This is a genomic window from Flavobacterium hibisci, from assembly GCF_020026925.1.
GTDB classification, from domain to species: domain Bacteria; phylum Bacteroidota; class Bacteroidia; order Flavobacteriales; family Flavobacteriaceae; genus Flavobacterium; species Flavobacterium hibisci.
The window spans coordinates 82,712-105,274 of record NZ_JAIQDW010000005.1; the positions used below are offsets into that span (position 1 = coordinate 82,712).

The 22,563-nt window shown below is 34.3% G+C and carries 19 protein-coding genes and 1 other RNA gene; 9 read left to right on the forward strand and 11 right to left on the reverse strand.

The annotated features are described in order from the left end of the window. Positions 1-45 precede the first annotated feature (45 nt). The gene (locus tag K8B81_RS07325) at positions 46-1,578 is read right to left on the reverse strand and encodes a SusD/RagB family nutrient-binding outer membrane lipoprotein (RefSeq protein ID WP_223680419.1); all 1,533 of its coding nucleotides are present in this window, start codon (positions 1,576-1,578) and stop codon (positions 46-48) included. Positions 1,579-1,590: 12 nt separating this feature from the next. Then, positions 1,591-4,782 (reverse strand): SusC/RagA family TonB-linked outer membrane protein, encoded by a 3,192-nt coding sequence (locus tag K8B81_RS07330; protein ID WP_223680421.1) that lies wholly within the window; start codon positions 4,780-4,782, stop codon positions 1,591-1,593. A gap of 262 nt (positions 4,783-5,044) precedes the next feature. Here K8B81_RS07330 and K8B81_RS07335 point away from each other — a divergent pair, with 262 nt between their 5' ends. The 3 genes from K8B81_RS07335 to K8B81_RS07345 all read left to right on the forward strand — a co-directional run bounded on the left by K8B81_RS07335 (position 5,045) and on the right by K8B81_RS07345 (position 8,428). Next, positions 5,045-6,097 carry a sensor histidine kinase gene (locus tag K8B81_RS07335; protein ID WP_223680423.1) on the forward strand — a complete coding sequence of 351 codons (1,053 nt, stop codon included), beginning with the start codon at positions 5,045-5,047 and terminating at the stop codon, positions 6,095-6,097. Further along, a complete protein-coding gene (locus K8B81_RS07340) occupies positions 6,087-6,788 on the forward strand; it encodes a LytR/AlgR family response regulator transcription factor (protein WP_223680425.1) in 702 nt (233 codons plus the stop codon). The genes K8B81_RS07335 and K8B81_RS07340 overlap by 11 nt, the downstream gene beginning before the upstream one ends. A gap of 170 nt (positions 6,789-6,958) precedes the next feature. Continuing rightward, complete coding sequence (locus K8B81_RS07345) at positions 6,959-8,428, forward strand: MFS transporter (RefSeq protein WP_223680427.1); 1,470 nt, start codon at positions 6,959-6,961, stop codon at positions 8,426-8,428. Between the two features lie 145 nt (positions 8,429-8,573). Here the strand turns inward: K8B81_RS07345 and fsa are convergent, their stop codons facing one another. The 4 genes from fsa to ffs form a co-directional block, all read right to left on the reverse strand. After that, positions 8,574-9,230 carry a fructose-6-phosphate aldolase gene (gene fsa, locus K8B81_RS07350; RefSeq protein ID WP_223680429.1) on the reverse strand — a complete coding sequence of 219 codons (657 nt, stop codon included), beginning with the start codon at positions 9,228-9,230 and terminating at the stop codon, positions 8,574-8,576. Positions 9,231-9,420: 190 nt separating this feature from the next. After that, complete coding sequence (locus tag K8B81_RS07355; protein ID WP_223680431.1) at positions 9,421-9,621, reverse strand: hypothetical protein; 201 nt, start codon at positions 9,619-9,621, stop codon at positions 9,421-9,423. A gap of 4 nt (positions 9,622-9,625) precedes the next feature. Continuing rightward, entirely contained in the window at positions 9,626-10,429 is an 804-nt protein-coding gene (locus K8B81_RS07360; RefSeq protein ID WP_223680433.1) for an SDR family oxidoreductase, read from the reverse strand. A gap of 169 nt (positions 10,430-10,598) precedes the next feature. Further along, an RNA gene (ffs, locus tag K8B81_RS07365) (signal recognition particle sRNA small type) lies at positions 10,599-10,696 on the reverse strand. An 88-nt stretch (positions 10,697-10,784) separates the two neighbouring features. Here ffs and K8B81_RS07370 point away from each other — a divergent pair. Beyond that, positions 10,785-11,837 (forward strand): glutaminyl-peptide cyclotransferase, encoded by a 1,053-nt coding sequence (locus K8B81_RS07370; RefSeq protein ID WP_223680435.1) that lies wholly within the window; start codon positions 10,785-10,787, stop codon positions 11,835-11,837. Positions 11,838-11,938: 101 nt separating this feature from the next. Beyond that, positions 11,939-13,177: an imidazolonepropionase gene (gene hutI, locus K8B81_RS07375; RefSeq protein WP_223680437.1), complete on the forward strand. Its 1,239-nt coding sequence runs from the start codon at positions 11,939-11,941 to the stop codon at positions 13,175-13,177. Between the two features lie 48 nt (positions 13,178-13,225). On the opposite strand, the gene K8B81_RS07380 is transcribed toward hutI, so the two are convergent. After that, positions 13,226-14,104, reverse strand: a complete 879-nt coding sequence (locus tag K8B81_RS07380; RefSeq protein WP_223680439.1) for a hypothetical protein — start codon at positions 14,102-14,104, stop codon at positions 13,226-13,228. A gap of 96 nt (positions 14,105-14,200) precedes the next feature. On the opposite strand from K8B81_RS07380, the gene K8B81_RS07385 reads away from it, so the two are divergent. Beyond that, positions 14,201-15,238 (forward strand): formimidoylglutamase, encoded by a 1,038-nt coding sequence (locus K8B81_RS07385; protein ID WP_223680441.1) that lies wholly within the window; start codon positions 14,201-14,203, stop codon positions 15,236-15,238. A gap of 134 nt (positions 15,239-15,372) precedes the next feature. Continuing rightward, a complete protein-coding gene (locus K8B81_RS07390; protein ID WP_223680443.1) occupies positions 15,373-16,623 on the forward strand; it encodes a DEAD/DEAH box helicase in 1,251 nt (416 codons plus the stop codon). A 43-nt stretch (positions 16,624-16,666) separates the two neighbouring features. Here K8B81_RS07390 and K8B81_RS07395 read toward each other — a convergent pair whose 3' ends face one another. Beyond that, positions 16,667-17,947: a dicarboxylate/amino acid:cation symporter gene (locus K8B81_RS07395; RefSeq protein WP_223680445.1), complete on the reverse strand. Its 1,281-nt coding sequence runs from the start codon at positions 17,945-17,947 to the stop codon at positions 16,667-16,669. Positions 17,948-17,996: 49 nt separating this feature from the next. Next, positions 17,997-19,055, reverse strand: coding sequence for a chorismate synthase (gene aroC / locus K8B81_RS07400; RefSeq protein WP_223680447.1), 1,059 nt, complete (start codon positions 19,053-19,055; stop codon positions 17,997-17,999). Positions 19,056-19,241: 186 nt separating this feature from the next. Here aroC and K8B81_RS07405 point away from each other — a divergent pair, with 186 nt between their 5' ends. Together K8B81_RS07405 and K8B81_RS07410 are read left to right on the forward strand one after the other, a co-directional pair. Next, positions 19,242-20,030, forward strand: coding sequence for a UDP-2,3-diacylglucosamine diphosphatase (locus K8B81_RS07405; RefSeq protein ID WP_223680449.1), 789 nt, complete (start codon positions 19,242-19,244; stop codon positions 20,028-20,030). Between the two features lie 186 nt (positions 20,031-20,216). Further along, entirely contained in the window at positions 20,217-20,714 is a 498-nt protein-coding gene (locus tag K8B81_RS07410) for a hypothetical protein (RefSeq protein WP_223680451.1), read from the forward strand. A gap of 50 nt (positions 20,715-20,764) precedes the next feature. On the opposite strand, the gene K8B81_RS07415 is transcribed toward K8B81_RS07410, so the two are convergent. Both K8B81_RS07415 and bshA read right to left on the reverse strand, forming a co-directional pair. Further along, positions 20,765-21,190, reverse strand: a complete 426-nt coding sequence (locus tag K8B81_RS07415) for a protease complex subunit PrcB family protein (RefSeq protein WP_223680453.1) — start codon at positions 21,188-21,190, stop codon at positions 20,765-20,767. Between the two features lie 21 nt (positions 21,191-21,211). Beyond that, positions 21,212-22,348 carry an N-acetyl-alpha-D-glucosaminyl L-malate synthase BshA gene (bshA, locus tag K8B81_RS07420; protein ID WP_223680455.1) on the reverse strand — a complete coding sequence of 379 codons (1,137 nt, stop codon included), beginning with the start codon at positions 22,346-22,348 and terminating at the stop codon, positions 21,212-21,214. Positions 22,349-22,563: the final 215 nt, after the last annotated feature.

Genomic DNA, 22,563 nt, shown 5'->3' on the forward strand with positions numbered 1-22,563 from the left:
CAGAATAAAAATAACACCTTATTAGGCATACTTCGGAATTATTTATTAGTTGGCATCCCACCAAACTTTATTTAGCCAGTCATTTGTTCCGCCCATTCTTTCCAATGCTTTTAAATAATTAACTTCATTTTTCTGCATTTCATCATTTGGATAGTACAAACGTTTTGGCATAACACCGCCTGTTTCAGAATCAGGGTTTGTAATTGGTAATAACTGTGGGAATCCTGATCTTCTCTGGTTGGAGTACGCCTCTATACTGTTGAATATGTACGTAATCCAAAGCTGTGTACCTATTTGCTGTTTTTCTGTTCCTGTAACCAATGGCTTAGCATCTAAGTAGGCGTCTATATCTGTCTGAGATGGCAGAGTTGCCCCATAAATCGCTAATTGTTTAATACCGGCTTCTACACCATTTCTATAATATTCAGCAGCTGATGTTCCTGTTATCCAACCTCTGTGAGCAGCCTCTGCCAATAATAATTGTGTTTCTGAATAGCTTACATGCAAGTAAGGAGTTGTTTTTTGCTTAAAATAAGACTGGATTCCTGAAGATGCAGAAGCACCACCCGGAACATCCCATTGAAAACTTCCAGGACGAACTCCCTCATACAGCTTTTCTCCTGGCTGAACAGGTTGTCCGGCTTTTCCAGGCAATGCCGATGTTGTTTTAGGAGTTGCCAGCATCGTTAATCTTGGATCTCCGTTATCTCTTAAATAATCTATTACTAATGAACTGAAATGATCGCCGTTCTCATTCCCTACAAAAGCGTATGCCAAACCGTTTCCTCTAAAATCTATAGCCGCAGGATTATCACTGAAAGTTGCATCCAGGTGTTTCATGATACAATTGTCAAGATTACTTTCGAAAACGCCATTTTGTAATGCTGCTTTTACTTGTTTTTCTGCTTCTGCAGGTTTCACCTCAGAAAGTCTCATTCCCAAACGTAACCTTAGTGTATTCGCCAGTTTTTTCCATTTTGAAATATCACCATTATAGAACAAATCTCCTTTAATTGCACCGCCACTTGCATTTAACTGGTTATAAGCTTCATCCAACTCACTGAAAAATGCCATGTAAACTTCTTCCTGTGTATCATATTTTGGTGTTACTATACCTTTTGAGAATCCTAATCCTGCCTGAGAATAAGGAATATCACCATAAAGATCCGTCAAACGATGCGCTACCATTACTTTCATGATTTTTGCCACAGCATTCATGTTTGCCATAGCCGGATTATCATTTGTCTTATCCAAAATATCTACAACATTTTTCAACTCATTAGCGTAGCCGTTTCTCCAGATAGCTGTTGCATAGTCATCATTCTTCTTGAACTTGTTGCCATATTCTGTTTGATTCCAGGCACCAGAATAGTGCTGTACAAATCCCCCTGAATAAATTAGGTTCGCTCTCCACTGGTAGTATCCATCACCAGACATACACAATTGAGTAAATGTTAGCTGTCCTGCCGGATTTGCTGACAATGCAACCGGATCTTTTTCCAGTGAATCAAAATTTTCGGTACAGCCAACTGAGATTAACAATATGGCTATGGCTAGTATTATCTTTTTAAATTTCATAATTTCTTTTTTTTAGAATGCAACTTTAATATTAAAACCATACGATCTTCTGAATGGCAGCGAACCATATTCAAATCCCTGGCCGTTGCCAGAAGTATACATAGATTCCGGATCAACGTTTGGTAAATCCTTATTAAAAGTCAATAAATTTCTTGCGAATGCAGATACATAAATTGAACTGATTTTTGCTCCGCTTAAAACACTTTTTGGTATAGTATAACCTAAACTTACCTCTCTTAATTTTACATAAGAAGCATCATAAATAAAAGGTGCAGGAGTATTGTTAAAAACAGTCGTCCAATAATCCTGAGGGTTTACAGGTTTCGTGTTTTCTACATAAACAGGATTAGTAGCTGTTCCGGTATTTACAACACCTTGCGCTACATAACCTGCAGTAGGGACCCATGTTGCCTGGCTAAAATTAGGATCATTAGCTACTGCTTGTGCTCTTGCAGCATTGTAAGCATCCCTGCCTTCTGTAGTGATATCTAAAAGTCCTTTTTGTGCTGCTAATGAATTTGTCATAGAATACACATCCATTCCAAACTTCATATTCAGTAAAAATTGAAGCGTAATTCCTTTATAAGAAAACCTATTAGTTAATCCTGCAGACCAGTCAGGAAGTCCTTTACCCAAGTTAACTTTAGAATCTGTAAACAAAGGCATTCCGTTTGCATCTACAATTTTCTCACCAGAAGAAGTTCTTAAAAAGTCTTTCCCAATGATGGTTCCATACTGACCTCCAACCTGAGCTACAATAGCAGCTCCTGCCCAACGAGCTTCAGAAATAGCATATGTATTAATATCCGGATGTAATGAAATAATTGAGTTTTTGTTTTTTGAGAAATTTAAATCAACTCCCCATTCGAAGCTGTCTGTTTTGACCGGAGTTCCTGACAAGAAAATTTCAATACCTTCATTTCTTAATTGTCCCGCATTTACAGAAAGGAATTCATATCCGGATGTGGCAGATGAAGCCAAATCAAGTGTCTGATCAGACGTATCTTCACGATAAACGGTAATATCTGCTTTTAATCTGTTTTTAAAGAATGCTGTTTCAACTCCAAATTCTACTCCTGTTTTTGACTGATAAGTCAGGTTAGCATTTGGCGCAGCAGAGTTTTTAATATTAACAACACTCTGTCCGTCATAAGATGAAAAAGTAGTGTAATTCAGTGCATTTTTATACGCTCCCGGTGCATTTGAAACCTGTGCCCATGAAGCTCTTAATTTTCCATAGCTGAATGTATCATTTTGAATCTTAAAAGCATCAGAAAATACAAAACCTAACGAAGCTGCCGGGTAAAAAGCATCTTTATTGATTACACTAAACCAGTCATTTCTTCCTGTAAACTCAGCATATAAATATCCTTTGTAATCAAATTTGGCAGAACCGTAAACTGAGTTGGTCCTGGTTCTGGTTACTACCGGGGCATTTTCAGTCTGGTTTACAAAGTTGCTAATATATTCTGTACCCGGCTCAATAATTTTAGTACCAAATCTTGAATTTTGTTCTCTTTTAAAATCTCTTCTTCCAGTACCTAAAATCCCCGAAAAAGTAAAATCGGTAGCTAATTTTATATCACTGAAAGTGGCAATAATATCTGTATTCATTTCAGAAACATTAATATTATCCAGTCCTAAATACCCTTCATCCCTTCCCGGCCATGTACTTCCAGCTTCCATAAAATCGGTTGAGCTAAAAGCGTAGCTGTCTAAACCAGTTCTAAAAGTCAATCCTACCCATTTTTTCAACTGATAAGTTCCGGTAACATTTCCTATAAAACGGTTTTTTACAGATGTGTTATGATTTTCTTGTGTGGTGAAATATGGATTTAACTGATACACATTATTATTCCACGGATAAATTTGCCCTGTTTCTTCGTTTTTATAATTTTTCAGCCATGCCTGATCGAAGCTTGGTGCTAATGAGCTTAAGGAATAACCAATGTTATTTGGTGAATCTCCCAACCCAGGTCTGTTCTGTGTATTTTCAACCATGTAATTTACGTTTGCAGTCAAAGTAAATTTATCTGATTTTATCGTTCCGTTTAAACTTGCATCATTTCTTTCTAAACCAGATTCCGGAATAACATCCTCATTTTTAAGATTGTTATATCCGAAACGAACAAAAGCATTGTCGCTTCCTGCTGATAATGAAATTCCATTTGAAAGTGTTACCCCGGTTTTGAAAAAATCCTGAATATTATTTTTTACTCTCGCATACGGTTTCATAGAACCATCAAATATTTTTATCTGCTGCCCAACACTTTCAGAAAACTTAGGTCCCCACGCATTTGTAGTATAACTATATATTTCAGTAGGCGCTTTTGTTGGATCCGGTAAAACACCATTTGATCCTGATCCGTATTCATCCTGATAGTCTTCATACTTAGCATTTACTCTGTCAAAACTTACTCCGCTTGTAAGCTCAACCTGTAATTTGCCTTTGCTTCCTTTTTTTGTGGTAATCAAAATAACCCCATTTAAAGCCCTTGAACCGTACAATGCGGCTGCAGCTGCACCTTTAAGTACAGTTAAGCTTTCAATATTATTCGGATTAATACTTGAAATTCCGTCTCCGTTATCTCTTCCGTCAAACCATTTACTGTTAGCAGCAGTATCATTGTTCAAACCTGAGTTATCAATAGGAACTCCATCTACAATGTAAAGTGGCTGGTTACTTTCACCAATACTGGAGATCCCTCTGATAATAACCCTAGTTGACCCTCCTATTCCCGTGGCCGGAATAGAAACATCAACACCTGCAACTTTACCGGAAAGTGCAGTAGCAACATTCGTAGTAATAACTTTGTTTAATTGGTCTCCTTTAAGATCCTGAACCGCATATCCCAGTTCTTTCTTTTGTCTTTTAATACCTAATGCCGTAACCACAACTTCATTTAAAGAATTAGAAGCTGCCAGTTTCATTTTGACATTAATAGAAGCGGCATCTGTAACAACAATCTTTTGTGTTTCAAGACCTACATAACTAAAAATTAGTGTTTGTCCTCTTTGTACATCAATTGAGTATAGACCGTCAAAATCAGTAGTAGTACCTTTTTGACCACCTTCTACAGAGACAGATGCGCCTGGTAACGGCATCCCATCAGAATCTGTAATCAAACCTTTGACATTTTTTACCTGAGCAAGTGAAACCTGCGCTGTAAAAACAATCATAAAGATTAATAAAAATTTTTTCATGTTTATTTATTTTGTTAGTTATGGTGTAAATTTATTCTTAAGGGATTGTTAAAAAAAATAATTTAAACCAACTGCTAAAAACTTTAAACCAACGACATAAAACAATCAATAATGCGTTTTACGAAAACGTTATCTTAACAAAATAATATACGATTTCTATAATTTTATAAAATTTTATTTAAAAAAATTGCGTTTCATGAAAGAATTGTTTAAAGTTGCATGATAATTAAACTAACCATAACCGACCTAATCCATCACAACATTGAGTGAAATTCAAAAATTAAATTTTGATATTAAACTTCAAAATCATGTCTGGTTCTGGGGAAGTTATTTTACTCTTAATTTTGTAAGATGGGGTGCTTATTTTAATGATTACGATTATTCATTTAAATCAAACCTGATTGAATTTTCGCTGCATATACCATTAGTCTATTTCAATCTTTTTGTTTTGGTACCCAATTATGTTTTAAAACAGAAATATTTTAAATATACCATCGCGTTATTAATTAGTCTTTTTGCTGTTTATTTACTCAAAACTGCGTTGACCTATTATATTATTTCAGAAAATATCTGGCCGGAAGCTAATCGTGAATATAAGCCTTTTGATATCAATCATATTTTTGCAGTTTGTATTGGCGAACTGTATGTTTTGGCAATGGCATCTTCTATTTATCTGACGTTAACGTGGCTGCGGGAGAGAGAAAGAAACAGGTCGTTGAGGGAAAATCAATTTAAAATAAAACTTAAATACCTCGAAAATCAGATTCAGCCTCATTTTTTCTTTAATACATTAAATAATTTGTATGCATTATCATTAGAATCCTCTGATAAAGTTCCTGATGTAATTATTAAATTATCAAATCTAATGGAATATGTTTTATATGATATAAAAGGAACCAAATCTGTATTACTAATAAAAGAAATAGATTACATTCAGAATTATGTCGAAATTGAAAAGCTTCGTTTTAAAAATGTTGAAGTCGCCATTAACCTTGAATCCGATATTGAAGATATAAAAGTGCCGCCTTTAATCTTCATTTCGTTGGTTGAAAATGCCTTTAAACACGGAGGATTAAACAATCACAATCTAAAAATTAAGATAAACTTCAAAATTGTTGACAATAAAATGCTTCATTTTGAAATACTTAATAATTTTGTAATTTCACAAAAAAATAATCCTAAAGGCGGTATTGGTTTAGTAAATACCAAGAAACGATTGAAGTTAATTTACAGGAATAATTTTAGCCTGCAGTACAAAACAAAGCTGAATTACTATATAATAAGTTTGCAAATACCTATTCATAATGAAGATTAAATGCTTATTAATCGACGATGAACCTTTAGCAATTAAAGTTTTACAAAATTATTTCACCAATTTTCCTGACTTTGAGGTTATAGGTACGTTCAATAATTCTTTAGAAGCACTGGATTTTATAAACAGTACACCTGTCGATGCTGTTTTCCTTGATATTAATATGCCCATGATGACAGGTTTTGAACTAATTAGCTTAATCGAAAATAAAACTAAAGTAATTATTACAACGGCTTTTAGGGAATTTGCAGCCGAAAGCTATGACCTTGACGTTTTAGATTATCTCGTAAAACCTATTCCGCTGCCAAGATTTATCAAGTGCATTAACAAAATCACTACCGAATACAATTTAAAAAACAATATCAAAACCGAAATTCCTAAGGTAGATTCGCATATTTTTATCAAAGTAGATAAAAAAATGATGAAAATTAATATCGAAGAAATTTTATTTGTTGAAGGAATGAAAGAGTACATAAAAATTGTTACTTCTGATAAAACTTACATTACTCACAAATCTATTACTGCCCAATCAGAAGAACTGCCTGGCGATAAATTTATACGCATTCATAAATCCTATGTAATTGCGATTAATAAAGTTAAGTCAATTGAAGGAAACAGGATTCAAATCATGTCACATACAATTCCGATAGGCCGAAACTACAGTAAGGATGTAAAAGCCAAAATTTTGGAATAATCACTAAATCGATATCGCTAATCTCAAAATAATAACACATTGTTGAATAAATTATGTTGTTTGTATAATTTCTTCATTATTTATGCTTTTTTATTTTTTTTTAAAAGTTGTAACAAATATATTTACCACTTTAAAAACCACTAAAAAAACTAAAAAAACTTAATTACATTATGAATTCAGAAAATGTACAAACCAAATGGGGGCAATTTATTTCACTGATAATTGTCTTTTTCTTTTGGGGTTTTGTTGGTTCTGCCAATGATATCCTGATCCCAGTCTTCAAAAAAGTATTTACTTTATCCCAGGTACAATCTCAATTAGTTGCATGGGCGTTCTATGCTGCTTATTTTGTGGGATCTATAATTTTCTTTTTAGTGTCTCTAAAATCAGATGTTTTACAAAAATTTGGATATAAAAAAACACTTGCTGCAGGTTTACTGCTATCTGCTGTTGGTTCATTTTTATTTGTTCCTGCTGCTACAATGGAAAGTTTTCCATTCTTTTTAACTGCACTCTTTACAGTTGGATTAGGATTTTCTATTCAGCAAATTGTCGCTAATCCTTTAGCCATTAAAATGGGAAGCCCTGAAACCGGAGCACACCGTTTAACATTGGCCGGAGGTATAAATTCCTTCGGAACAACAATTGGGGCAATCTTATTAGGAATTGCCTTATTTGGAATGGGAGATAACAAAAAAACAAACCTTTCCCTTGAAGACATTAAATTGCCTTTTATCATCTTGGGTGCTGCCTTTATATTGGTAGCCATTTTCATGTACTTTTCTAAAATTGAAGATCCGGCTAAAATAGAAGAAGCTAAAATAGAGAACAAACATACTAATTTTAATATTCTTGACTACCCTCAGCTGTATTTGGGAATGTTAGGAATCTTTATTTATGTTGGAACAGAGGTTACAATCATCAGTAACTTGCCTGCATTACTTCACACAGCTGAATTCGGAAATGTATTGGAAGATGCCATTGCGCCATTCATCGCATTATATTGGGGAAGTTTAATGATAGGACGCTGGAATGGCGGTGTGAACGTTTTCAACACCTCAAACCTTGTAAATACAGCACTTAAATTTATAGTACCGGCCCTTGCTTTTGGAGTAATTATTGGAGCCAATATTTTTGCTGCACATGATGTTTCCGCATTTTACATTTATCCAATCTGGATTTTACTATTTATAGCAGTAAGTTTTGTTGGAGGTAAAAATGCCGGAAAAACTTTAATGCTTTTCGGAATTTCAGGTTTATTAATGATGGTGTTTGGATTATTTTGGCCAAATCCTGAAATTGCTAAATTCTTCTTTATTTCCGGAGGACTGTTCTTGTCTATCATGTGGCCTTCAATTTTCGATTTAGCTATCGCAGGATTAGGAAAAAACACAGGAAAAGCTTCTTCATTCTTAATCATGATGATTCTTGGAGGAGGAGTTATCCCATTGGTTCAGGGAAGTATCTGCGATTTAGACGCCACACATCCGGAAGGAATATTAGGGATAACTTATACACATTTTTCATATATCGTGCCTCTTCTTGGTTTTGCCTATCTTGCATTTTACGGCTTCTACTGCCCTAAAATATTAAAGAAACAAGGTGTTAGTCACGTAATAAGCGAAGGCGGAGGACATTAAAATTCAGTTCTCCTAATACATAAAAAAATCCGTTTTACTTCAACAAAAAGTAAAACGGATTTTTTATTCCTTTAAAAGTTATCAAATAAAAAATCGCCATTTTCCATTAGAATATGACGATTTTAACTATTTATTTTAAAGTAAACTATTTGTTCCCTTTCTCAAAATCAGCTACAAACTGAGCCAATCCAATATCAGTTAACGGGTGTTTCAACAATCCTGCAATAGCAGACAATGGTCCTGTCATCACATCTGCACCAATTTTAGCGCAATTTACAATATGCATGGTGTGACGCACAGAAGCTGCTAAGATTTGAGTCTCATAACCATAGTTATCGTAGATTTCTCTAATTTCCTGAATCAAATTCAGACCATCAGTAGAAACATCGTCCAAACGGCCAATAAAAGGCGAAACATAGGTTGCTCCCGCTTTCGCAGCCAATAAAGCCTGACCTGCTGAAAATACAAGTGTCACGTTAGTTTTAATTCCTTTATCAGAAAAGTATTTTGCAGCCATAACCCCTTCTTTTGTCATTGGCAATTTTACCACGATCTGATCATGCAATTCAGCTAATTCCTCACCTTCTTTCACCATTCCTTCAAAATCAAGCGCATTTACTTCAGCACTTACATCTCCTTCAACAAGATTACAGATGTCAACATAATGTTTCAAAATGTTGTTTTTACCTGTAATTCCTTCTTTTGCCATCAAAGACGGGTTTGTTGTTACACCATCCAAAACACCTAATGCCTGTGCTTCCTTAATTTGAGCTAAATTAGCTGTATCAATAAAAAATTTCATAATTATATTTATTTAATTGTGTTCATAATTTGGGCGTGACCACAAGGGTCGGGCTTTCGGCTTTATCTTTTGTTCCGTTACTCTTCACAAAAGGATATTACCTCAAATATATTCACTGAACTCCTATAACTAATAAAAGTTAGTGAATTAATCCCTCACGCAAAATCAGGTGCAAAATTACGATTTAAAATTACTTAGAAGAATTGTTTTTGTTTAATTCTCTCAATTCATCTCTGATTTCTTCCAGAACTCTTAAAGTATCCTCTTTATAAACTTCTGAATTATTAACTTTATCACTTATTGAGCTCAGTATTCTTCGAATGATAAACCAAACAAAAATTAAAAATACAATACCTGCGATACCCGGGTAAAATTCATTAATACTATCCATGATTCTATAATTTATAATGATTCATTAACATCTTCTCATAAACCTTATCCGGAAGCGCACGTTTTAAAACGATAGAAAACTTCTGCATAAAAACGCCAACTTTATAATGTACTTTTGGAGTTTTCTCCTGCATGATTTTATAAACCGCTTCGGCCATTTCGTTCGGATTGCTTCCTGCATCTACATGTTCATTCATAGTAGCAAGTGTATCGCCATAAACTTTTTCATAAGCTGATCCTTTAATAACCGGGGCATGATAACGTCCTGAGGCAATATTGGTAGCAAAATCACCAGGTGCGACATTCGTAATTTGTATTCCAAATTGTTTTACCTCCATTCGCAGAGCTTCTGTAATGAGCTCCAAAGCTCCTTTTGATGCCGAATAAACGCTGCGATATGGCAATCCCATATAAGCTGCAATGGACGTAATATTGATAATCAGACCTGATTTTTGTTCACGCATCTGTGGCAAAACCGCTTTCATCACTTCAATCGGACCGAAAAAATTCGTCTCAAAATTATTTTTGATTTCCTCCATCGGAATTTCTTCCAAAGGACCGGTAATCCCAACACCGGCATTATTTATTACAACATCTAACCTTCCTGAAGTCTCAATAATAGTAGCAACAGCAGTTTTTATGGATTCAGCATTTCGAACATCAAGAGCAACAAGCGGAAAAACAGAATTCAGTACTTTCTCCGGGTTTCTACTCGTTCCGTAAACTACGAAACCTTTTTTATTCAAAAATTCTCCAATTGATTTTCCAATTCCTGATGATCCTCCGGTAATTAAAACGACTTTGCTCATTTTAAGTTAGATGTTAAATGTTATAAGTTAATATTGACTGTCTAGGTGTAGAATTTGATGTAGACTAAAACTTTTAACCTTTTACATGTAACTTCTAACTTCCGACAGGGGTAAAAATAAAAAAATCCTCCCGAAGGAAGACTACTTTTGCATAAATTCTAAAAATAAAAAATGGCAAGCGACCTACATCGCACCGCTCAACCACGTACCCTTGCTATGTTCCCATCCTGGGGGAGTCTGCAGGAGCTGGTCGTGTAGGACTTGCCGGTGCAAATATACAATCTTTTTATATTTTTGCAAGAGGTTTGTTGCTATAAAAATATCATCGTATATTGGACTATTCAAATTTTAAACTATGAAAAAACATAACTTCCTAACTGCCATTTTATTAGGAATCACATTAATTGGCTGTGGAGATAAAAATAAAGGTGAAAATTCTTTATTTACTATAGACGATTCTGCTTTTCCTGCACATTTTCTGCCTCAGGAAGCTGTTTCAATTGCTGTTTTAAATCCAAAATCGAAAGAAATTGACAGCATTGCCTACTTTGTAAACGATAAAAAAGTGGGAAGTACAAAAGGTTCTGAAAAATTCAAATTCGAATTAAAAAACCAAAAATTAGGATACCAATACCTAAAAGCAACTGTTTATTTTGGCAGTGATTCATCTGATGCTACAAAAAGAGTAGAATTAGTTTCAAATGTGAATCCTAAATTATTAAAATATAAAATCGTAAATACTTATCCTCATGACAAAAAGGATTTTACCGAAGGATTGGAGTTTTACAATGATACTTTATACGAAAGTACCGGTCAGGAAGGAGCTTCATTTATAAAAAAATATGATTATAAAACTGGCAACGTTTTCAAAAAAATTGATTTAGATTCAAAATACTTTGGAGAAGGCATTACTTTCCTAAACGGTAAATTATTTCAATTGACCTATAAAAACAAAAAAGGGTTTATTTATGATGCCAAAACATTAAAACTTGAAAAAACTTTTGATTACGAGAAAGATATTGAAGGTTGGGGAATGACAAATGATGGCAAACAAATTTATCAAACCGATGGAACTGAAAAAATCTGGAAAGTAGATCCTTCTACGCAAAAAATGATAGATTATATTAACGTTTATTCCGGAACTTCTAAAATTAAAGCTGTTAATGAGTTGGAATGGATTAACGGAAAAATTTATGCTAATATTTGGTTTAAAGATGCTATTGCAGTTGTAAATCCTAATTCTGGAGCAGTTGAAGGAATTCTAGATTTGTCTGGTTTAAGAAAAGTAATGACTGACATTACAAAAGATGATGTCTTAAACGGAATTGCTTACAATCCTAAAACCAAAACTATTTTTGTTACCGGTAAAAACTGGAGTAAAATGTTCGAAATAACCTTTTCAGAATAAACCAGACAAAAAAATAACCTAAAACACGAATTTCACAGATTTCACTAATTACAAAGTGAGGTTTGCGAAATTCGTGTTTTTAATTTTATTAATTTTATACCATGACAACTCTTATTACCAACATAAAAGAACTGCTACAAGTTCGTGAAACCTCTGTTGCGAAAGTTTCAGGAGCCGAAATGGCAATTCTTCCCACCATAAAAAATGCTTTTTTAATTATAAGAGACAATCTCATTGCTGATTTCGGGTCAATGGAAATTCTTCCTGAAGTTACGGCTGATAAAATTATCGACGCAAGCGGAAGAATTGTACTTCCATGTTGGTGCGACAGTCATACACACATTGTTTATGCAGGAAATCGCGAGCAGGAATTTGTTGACAGAATTAATGGATTTACTTATGAGCAAATTGCAAATCGTGGCGGTGGAATTTTAAATTCTGCTAAAAAATTAAACGAAACTTCAGAAGAAGAAATCTACGAGCAGTCGAGGTTACGTTTAGAAGAAGTGATGAATTTAGGAACCGGAGCTGTCGAAATAAAATCAGGTTATGGATTAACCGTTGAAGGTGAATTAAAAATGCTTCGGGTCATTAAAAAACTTGCCGACAATTATCCAATTTCCATAAAAGCGACTTTTTTGGGTGCTCATGCTTTCCCATTGCATTACAAAGAAAATAAAGAAGGTTACATTGAGGAAATAATAAGTAAAATGCTTCCTGAAATTACAAAAAATAAACTGGCAGAGTATATTGATGTATTTTGTGAAAGTGGTTATTTCTCAGTAGAAGAAACCGAAAAAATAATAGAAGCCGGAATCCGGTTTGGGTTGACCCCAAAAATCCATGTAAACCAGTTTAAATCACTTGGAGGTGTAAAAGCAGGTGTCAAACACAATGCCCTTTCTGTAGATCACCTTGAAATCATGAACAGAGAAGATATTGAAGCACTAAAAGATTCCGAAACTATGCCGGTAGCTTTACCATCATGCTCTTATTTTTTAAGCATTCCTTACACTCCTGCCCGTGAAATGATCAATGCAGGTTTACCAATTGCTTTAGCAACAGATTTCAACCCCGGATCTACTCCATCCGGTAATATGAATTTTGTCGTAGCAACCGCCTGTATTAAAATGAAAATGACTCCCGAAGAAGCCATTAATGCAGCTACAATAAATGGCGCATATGCAATGGGACTTTCAGAAACGCATGGAAGTATCACAAAAGGCAAAAGAGCTAATTTGATTATCACAAAACCTGTTTCCTCATTTTACCAGATCCCTTATGCTTTTGGAAGCAACCTGATTGAAAGTGTCATTATTGAAGGTAAATTTTTAGCATAAAAAAAGAGGAGATAAAACTCCTCTTTTTTATATGTTGATTCTAATATATTATCTTAAAGAAAAGCTTGTTTTAGAAACTAAATCTCCACCATCAAAAATATTAATAAAATAAGTTCCTTTTGCAAAATCCTTCCCTGGTAAATCTTCTGAAACATTTACCGTTTTATTTTCGTATTGTACTGTTGTTTTAAAACTATAGGTTAATGAATTATCTCCAAAGCTTTCTGTTTTCTTATCACCTAAAACATTGTTCTTGCTATCAATTACCTGTACATAATATGTTTTATCTCCAGACTTTGCAATTTGGTTTTCAGCAATAGTAAAACTAACTTTTAAAACATCAGCACGACTTGCTTTATCTGTTTCAATTTGCTTACCTGAACTTTTCAATTTGTAAGCGGCAGTTTTTGTATTTAAAACAGATAATTTAGAACCTTTTTCAACTGTTTTAGACAATGCTTCGTTTTGCCCCACTAACACTTCATTGAATTTTTTCGACTCTCCCAAAACTACAATTGTACTGTCTCTCTGAACTGTTAAAACACCATTTTGTTTTTTTAATTCATCGTTTTCAGCAACCAACGTTTTCATTTTAGTCTGCAATCCCTGAACTTGTGATCTGAATTTAGAAACATCACCTTTTGACTTGTTCAAATCATCCATTAAAGCTACAACTTTATCTCTTTCCTGAATTAATTCATCTGACATCGATGTATTTTCAGCAATAGCAGCATCATATGTTGCTTTCAATTCCTGAAGATCCTTCATTACAGATTCTTTTTCTGTCAATGTAGATGTTAGCTCTGTTTTTACAACATCTGAATCAGAAGAAAGTTTAAAAATGTACACTAAACTACCAATTAGTAGGACTGCTAAAACAGCGATTACCGCCTTTAGACTTGAGTTGTTTTTGTTTGGGTTTTCCATATTTAATAATTTTCTTAAAAACAAATTTAAATAATTAATATAACGTAATAACGTAACTTGCCACAATTATATTATTTTTGGATAATAATTTTTTTTATGGACAAATTAATCCCTTTTACTGTTAGTGATTTAGCAAAAGTCACCAATCACCGCAGCGGTGAAATAAAATTTGGAGAAAAAATGATTACTATTCCGAAAGGAGTGGATATACATGAGTTTATAAAAGAGAGTGAAGCTAAATATGTTATTTTGGGGATTCCTGAAGATATAGGCGTACGCGCTAATTACGGCAGACCGGGAGCAGCTTCTGCCTGGGAATCTGCTATAAAAAGTATTGCAAACATCCAGCATAATCGTTTTTGCAAAGGCAGTCAGATTATTGTTTTAGGCAATATAAATGTTTCTGAGCTAATGCGCGAGGTTGAAAATCTTGATTTCAATGATATAGATGATCGCTCAAAGTTAAGTCAGCTGGTTGAAAAAATTGACAAAGAAGTATCACATGTTATTTTCACTATAATTAAGGCCGGAAAGACACCTATTATAATTGGAGGTGGTCATAACAATGCTTATGGCAATATAAAAGGCACGGCTTTGGCCAAAGGCAAATCAATAAACGCAATCAATTTTGATGCTCATTCCGATTTCAGAATTCTTGAAGGACGACATAGCGGAAATGGTTTTTCTTATGCTTATGAAGAAGGTTTTCTTAAAAAATACTTCATTTTTGGTTTGCACGAAAACTACACTTCAAAAAGTGTTCTGGATATTATAAAAAAACTTGAAGACCGCGTACGTTATAACACATATGATAGTATAAGCATACGTGAAGAAAAAGATTTTACAAACGAAATGATTTCAGCCCTTGAATTTATAAAAACAGATTCGTTTGGAATTGAGATTGACCTGGATGCGATCCCGAATATTGCCAGCAGTGCCATGACAATCAGTGGTTTTTCAATTGAACAGTTGCGACAATTTGTTTCTTACTTTGGACAACACAAAAATGCAGCTTATCTGCATATTTGTGAAGGAGCTCCTGATTTAGATAATTCTCCTAACAATCATTTAATAGGCAAATTAATTGGTTATCTTGTAACTGATTTTATTAAAGCAAATCACGAAAAAGTTTAAAATCGGAGTACTATTAACAATTTGTAATTATCACATTTGCCAAATAAACCTAAATTCAATTAAACCATTGCCTGAATAAAACTATCTTTGCAACGAATTTTAGTACTTAAAACTAAGTTCTTAATACCTAAGATATGTTATTCGAAGATTTATCACTTTCAAAAAGTATACAAAAAGCCGTATTTGAAGAAGGCTACTTAAACCCTACACCTATCCAGGAACAAGCTATTCCGATTGTTTTGGCCGGCAGGGATTTAATTGGCTGTGCACAGACCGGTACCGGAAAAACAGCTGCATTTGCTATTCCGATCATACATCAGTTACACCGAATTGTAGGCTCATCAAAAAAAGCCAAACAAATCCGTGCCCTTATAGTTACCCCAACCCGTGAATTGGCAGTACAAATTGGACAAAGTTTTGACACTTATGCCAAATACACAAACCTGACCCAATTGACAATTTTTGGCGGTGTTTCCCAAAATCCGCAGGTTGATACCTTAAAAAAAGGTGTTGATATTTTAGTAGCCACACCCGGAAGACTTTTAGATTTACAAAAACAAGGTTTTCTGGATTTAGATCATTTACATGTTTTAGTGCTTGACGAAGCAGATCAAATGCTGGATATGGGATTTGTAAACGATGTGAAAAAAATCGTAAAGCTAACTCCTAAAAACAGACAAACACTATTTTTTTCGGCAACTATGCCAATAGCAATACGTGAACTGGCTGAAATGTTTTTGACAGATCCGGAAACAGTAACTGTATCTCCGGTTTCTTCAACTGCTGAAAATGTGGAGCAGCGTGTTTATTTTGTGGATAAAACTGAAAAAAGAAATTTATTATATCACTTAATAAAAACAGAAGGATTATCTAACGTATTGGTTTTTGCAAGAACCAAACATGGGGCTGACAATGTTGTTAAAGCATTACGCAAAAAGGATATCCCTTCTGAGGCAATTCACGGAGACAAATCTCAAAATGCAAGACAGCGCGTTTTAGATGCTTTTAAAAACAAAGAAGTGGGCGTATTGGTTGCAACCGACATTGCAGCGAGAGGAATCGATATCGACCAGCTACCGTTTGTAATTAATTTTGATTTGCCTAATATACCAGAAACCTATGTGCACAGAATTGGACGAACAGGACGTGCAGGAAATGGCGGTATTGCGATATCGTTCTGCGGTAAAGATGAACATCCATATTGGAAAGACATTCAGAAATTAATAAAAGTGGATGTAAAAATAATTAGCGATCATCCGTATCAATGGCATGCCGGAAGTCCTGAGGCAACTGCTGAAAAGCCTAAAAATTCAAACAGAAGCGGCGGTGCTCATAAATCACGAAAATCAAATGCTTCTAAGCAAAATAAGAAACGCTGGTATTAACCAGCGTTTTGTTTTATTTAATATCGTTAAATAATATATTTTACTAATTTTCTGTACCCGATCCTAAATCATTATTACCTTCCCATTGTCCAACTACTGAAGTTGCCAAAGCATTCCCTAAAACATTGGTTGCACTTCTGAACATATCACAAAAATGATCAATTGGCAAAATTAAAGCAATACCTTCAACAGGAATATCAAACATACCGCAAGTTGCCGCAACCACTACCAAACTTGCCCTCGGAACACCTGCAATTCCTTTACTGGTTAACATCAAAACCAAAAGCATTGCCATCTGAGTTCCTAAATCTAAATGTACATTATAAAACTGAGCAATAAAAATACTGGCAAAAGTCATATACATCATACTTCCGTCAAGATTGAAAGAATAACCCAGTGGAAGCATAAAAGAAACAATCTTGTCTTTTACTCCAAAACTCTCTAATTCTTCTGTTAACTTAGGAAAAACTGCTTCACTGCTTGTAGTACCAAAAGCAATAGCTAATGGGCCGGTAATACGTTTCAATAACTCTGTCATCCTTCCTTTCAGAAAAATATACCCTACCGCAATTAACAAAACCCATAATGTGCTTATTCCGATTAAAAAAGACCCAAAAAATTTAAAATACGTAATAACCAATTCCTCTGCATCTCTTACCGCAAATACTGCTGCAATAGCACCAAAAACACCTATCGGGGCAAAATTCATCACATAATTCACCATCTTTAGAACGATGTGTGACAATTTATCAAAAGCACCTATAATAGGCTTAACAGTCGAGCCTAACGATGCCGCTGCCAATCCAAAGAAAATAGAAAAAACTACAATCTGAAGGATTTCATTGGTTGCCATTGCCTCGATTATGCTTTTAGGTACAATGTGTTCAACAAAATTTTCAAAAGAAAGATTTTGGGTTTTGCCTGTAACTTCAGAAGCAGCTGCCATATCAACATTATCTAGTTTCAGACCTATACCTGGCTGTAAAATATTTACATAAAACAATCCAATTAACAAAGATATAAAGGAAGCCGTAAAAAACCATCCTAGCGCTTTTCCTCCTATTCTTCCAACAGTTTTAATATCTCCCAGCTTTGCAATTCCTACTACCAAAGTGGTAAAAACTAAAGGAGAAATAATCATTTGTACCAATCGAATAAAAATAGTAGCAAGCATTTTTATCTTTGTACTAAATGATTGGGCAGCTTCAGGTGAAATCATATTGTGCAATATAATTCCTAAAGTAGCTCCAAGAACCATTGCTATTAAAATTTGACCTGTAAGTCCGGAAAAAAAAGATTTCTTTTGGTTTTGGATTTTATCCATTATTTTTTGAATTTAAATTAAAAAAAGACCCTCACTGCCTGCTTTTAAATTAATAGGTCTTGTTGATTAAATAAAAATCAGCTAAAACAATAGCTGCCATAGCCTCAACAATAGGCACGGCTCTTGGTACCACACACGGGTCATGACGTCCTTTTCCAGTCATTGGCGTAATGTTACCTTTATTATCTAATGAATCCTGGGTCTGCATGATAGTCGCTACAGGTTTGAAAGCTACCCTGAAATAAATATCCATTCCATTGCTGATTCCTCCCTGAATTCCACCGGAAAGATTCGTTTTTGTAGTCCCGTCTGTATTATATAAGTCGTTATGCTCGCTTCCTTTCATTTCTGAGCCAGAAAAACCGCTTCCGTATTCAAACCCCTTTACGGCATTAATTGAAAGCATTGCTTTACCTAATTCTGCATGCAGTTTATCAAAAACTGGTTCTCCTAAACCAACAGGAACGTTCTGAATTACACATGAAACTACTCCACCAACAGTATCACCCTGTTTACGGATATCACGAATGTATTCTTCCATAACTGCAGCTGATTTTTCATCGGGACAACGTACAGGATTACTTTCAATTTTAGAGAAATCCAATTCCTGATAAGGTGTTTCTAAATGAATTGGCCCTACAGATGAAACGTAAGCGTTAATTTTAATTTCCGGCAGCATTTGTTTTGCAATCGCTCCCGCCACTACCCTGCTGGCTGTTTCACGTGCAGAACTTCTTCCGCCTCCGCGATAATCCCTGAAACCATATTTCTGATCATACACATAATCTGCATGACTTGGTCTGTAGTTGTCTTTTATATGTGAATAATCATCTGATTTTTGATTGGTATTCGGAATAATAAACCCAATTGGAGTTCCGGTAGTTTTTCCTTCAAAAATACCCGATAAAAACTGAACCGCATCCGGTTCTTTTCTTTGTGTAACAATTGCTGATTGTCCTGGTTTTCTTCTCGCCATATCCAACTCAATTGCCTCAAAATCAAGCTGAATTCCTGATGGACAACCGTCGATGATTCCGCCTAAAGCTTCCCCATGAGATTCTCCAAATGTGGTAACTTTATATAGTGTGCCGTAGCTATTTCCTGCCATTATAATTAGTTTTGAGCAAATGTAAGTTTTATGAATTAAATTAAAAAATTTAAAATGAGTATTGACCACAATAGCACTCTTTTAAAAAATCATAATTTATTAAAACTAAAACCCAATCGATAACGTTTTGATAAAATAAAACCTATTTTGATTTACTTAATTTGCTAAACTTCAAATTGAGAAAAATTGAAAAAAAGAAATGTCGAATTAGTCATCATTTCCGATGTGCATTTAGGAACTTACGGCAGCCATGCCAAGGAGTTAAATAACTACCTTTCAAGTATTAAACCCAAAACATTAGTTTTAAACGGAGATATTATCGATGCCTGGCAATTTAGAAAATCATACTTTCCAAAATCACATCTAAAAGTTATTCAGCGCATTATAGGAATGGCTTCAAAAGGCACAAAAGTGTTTTATATCACCGGAAATCATGATGAAATCCTGAGAAAATTCAGCGATATGAATATGGGTAATTTTTCTTTGTTAGATAAATTAGTTTTAGAATTGGACGACAAAAAAGCATGGATTTTTCATGGAGACGTTTTTGATGCATCTGTACAACACTCAAAATGGATTGCAAAACTAGGTGGCCTTGGTTATGACTATTTGATTTTGTGTAATCGATTTGTAAACTGGTGTTTAGCCAAAATAGGTAGAGAACCTTATTCATTTTCTAAAAAAATAAAAGCGAGTGTAAAAAAAGCCGTTAAATTTATTTCTGATTTCGAAACTACTGCAACTGATCTGGCAATTGAAAAAAAATACGATTATGTAATCTGCGGACATATTCATGAGCCTAAAATTATTGAAAAGGAAAACAAATATGGATCAACTCTATATTTAAATTCAGGGGACTGGATCGAAAATTTAACAGCTTTAGAATATCACAAAAAACGCTGGAAATTATTCTCCTATTCCAATGCTGACTTTGCCGAAGCTGAAGAAAATCTCTTTGAAATGGAAGACATTTAACTTCAGAATTATTCACTTCAATAACCAAAAAAGTAACTTTTTAACAATCAACAACTTACTAAAAGCTTAGCATAAAGATATATATATTTTGATGAAAAATGGGAATTACATAACAATTTTAAACAATTTTATACGTTTGAGTTGAACAATAATTATAATTTTGAACAAAAATTAATAACCATTTTTATGAAAAAAATCATTTTATCTGCTATTACGCTATTAGGTATAGCGTTTACTGCGCAATCACAAGAAATTTCTAAGCACGCATTAGGATTACGTCTGGGAGACAATAACGGTTTTGGAGGAGAAATCTCATACCAATTAGGCTTAAATCAAAAAAACAGACTAGAATTCGATTTAGGATGGAGAGATCACAGATATGTTGACGCTATAAAAGGTGTAGCTCTTTATCAGTGGGTCTGGAACATTGAAGGAGGTTTTAACTGGTACGCTGGTGTTGGGGGTGGTATTGCAGCCTGGGATTACAATTATGATGGACCTGGAAATAATTTTGATGACAGTGGAACTTATGTTTTTGCAGCCGGAGATATTGGTATAGAATACAGATTTAAAGAATTTCCTCTTACTTTATCAATAGATGCAAGACCTGAAATTGGATCAGGATATTATGATGATGACAACTTTGGTTTTGATGTAGGTTTAGGAGCAAGATTCAGATTCTAATAAAAACTTACTTTATAAAAAAACCTGTCGTTTAAAAGCGACAGGTTTTTTTACTTAATAATAATTTCTTTTTTAGAATGTATTTTAACAACTGTATAGGGATAACTGACTATCTGCATTAACATAGCGTCTTTCGCAGGAGCATTCTCTTTGACAGTAATAATAATATTTTTGTCCGTTTCTTCTACCTTTTCAACTCCTATTGAATATCCTCCGGTATTTTTTTCACCCATATTCAAAATCACATAATTAGAAGTAGCAATATCATCGTGTTTCATTTTATCTTTTAAAATAGGATCATTATGAAGCATCATGATTTCATTTGGTTCAGTCAAAATTTCAAAAAACTTGATATTTCCGCCTCCGTTAGACTGTTCTGTCAGGATTTCATATAATGGAATATTTGAATTTGATGTTTTTTTTGCCCCACAGGAAATCAAAATAAAAACCGCTAAAACCGAAACTACTTTTTTCATTCACCGCTTATTTTAAGTTATCTATTCTTTATAATCGTCTATTGCTTTTTGATATAACGCTTCATATTTAGGTAATATGTTTTTAATATCGAATTTTTTAGCAACTTCTAAAGCATTGTTTTTAAATTCTTTCAAAACCTTATCGTCTTTAAGAATTTTAATGGCATTTGCGGCCATTTCTTCAACATTTCCTACATCGCTCAAATATCCTGAAACACCGTCGAAATTTACTTCAGGCAAACCTCCTGAATTACTCGAAATTACCGGAACTCCACAAGCCATTGCTTCTAAAGCCGCCAGACCAAAACTTTCTGTTTCTGATGGCAGCAAAAACAAGTCGGTCAAAAGTAAAATTTTATCGATTTCATTACTGTTGCCAAAGAAAATCACCTTATCCAGAATTCCCAGTTCCTGACATAACAGTTCTGCATTTTCTTTTTCGGGACCATCGCCAACCATCATAAGTTTCGCCGGCATTTCTTTTTGAATATGATAGAAAATTTTAATAATGTCCGGAATTCGTTTTACTTTTCTGAAGTTACTGATATGGGTAATAATACGTTCATTTTCATTTGCCATAACACTACGATGACATGGTCCCTGCGGATCCTTAACAACCTTCTCCAGTTCAATAAAATTCGGAATTACCTTAATTTTATTCTTAATTTTGAATAATTTCAGTGTATCATCCTTCAGACTTTGTGAAACCGAAGTCACATAATCCGATTTATTGATACTAAAAGTTACAGCAGGTTTATAAAAAGGATGGTTTCCAACGAGCGTAATATCGGTTCCGTGAAGGGTTGTAACCATTGGAAGATTAATCCCTTCGTTTTTCAGCATTTGCTTTGCCATATAGCCCGCATAAGCATGCGGAATAGCATAATGTACATGCAGGAGTTCAATTTTGTATAATTTCACCATATCAACCAGTTTGCTAGACAAGGCCAGTTCATAGGGTTGATAATGAAAAAGAGGATATTCAGGAACGTTTACTTCGTGATAATGGACATTTGGATTTAAAAGCGCCAATCGTACAGGCTGGCTATACGTAATAAAATGGATTTCGTGCCCGCGTCTGGCTAATTCAAGACCTAATTCAGTGGCTACTACCCCACTTCCGCCAAAGGTCGGATAACAAACTATTGCTATTTTCATGTACTAAATTTAATTCTACGAAAATACTCAAAAATAGCATTTAATTTGCCCTTTGATTTGTTAGATTTTTGTGAATTTTAGAGAGATCAGATTATTAGACAGTTAGATTTTTGATTCTAATTTTAATCAGAAGCAGATAAATTTATTTTCAAAAGAAAAACTTGTCCCGCTGTTCGCTGTATCTTTTGTGCCGAACCCGGCCCAAAAGGATGCCG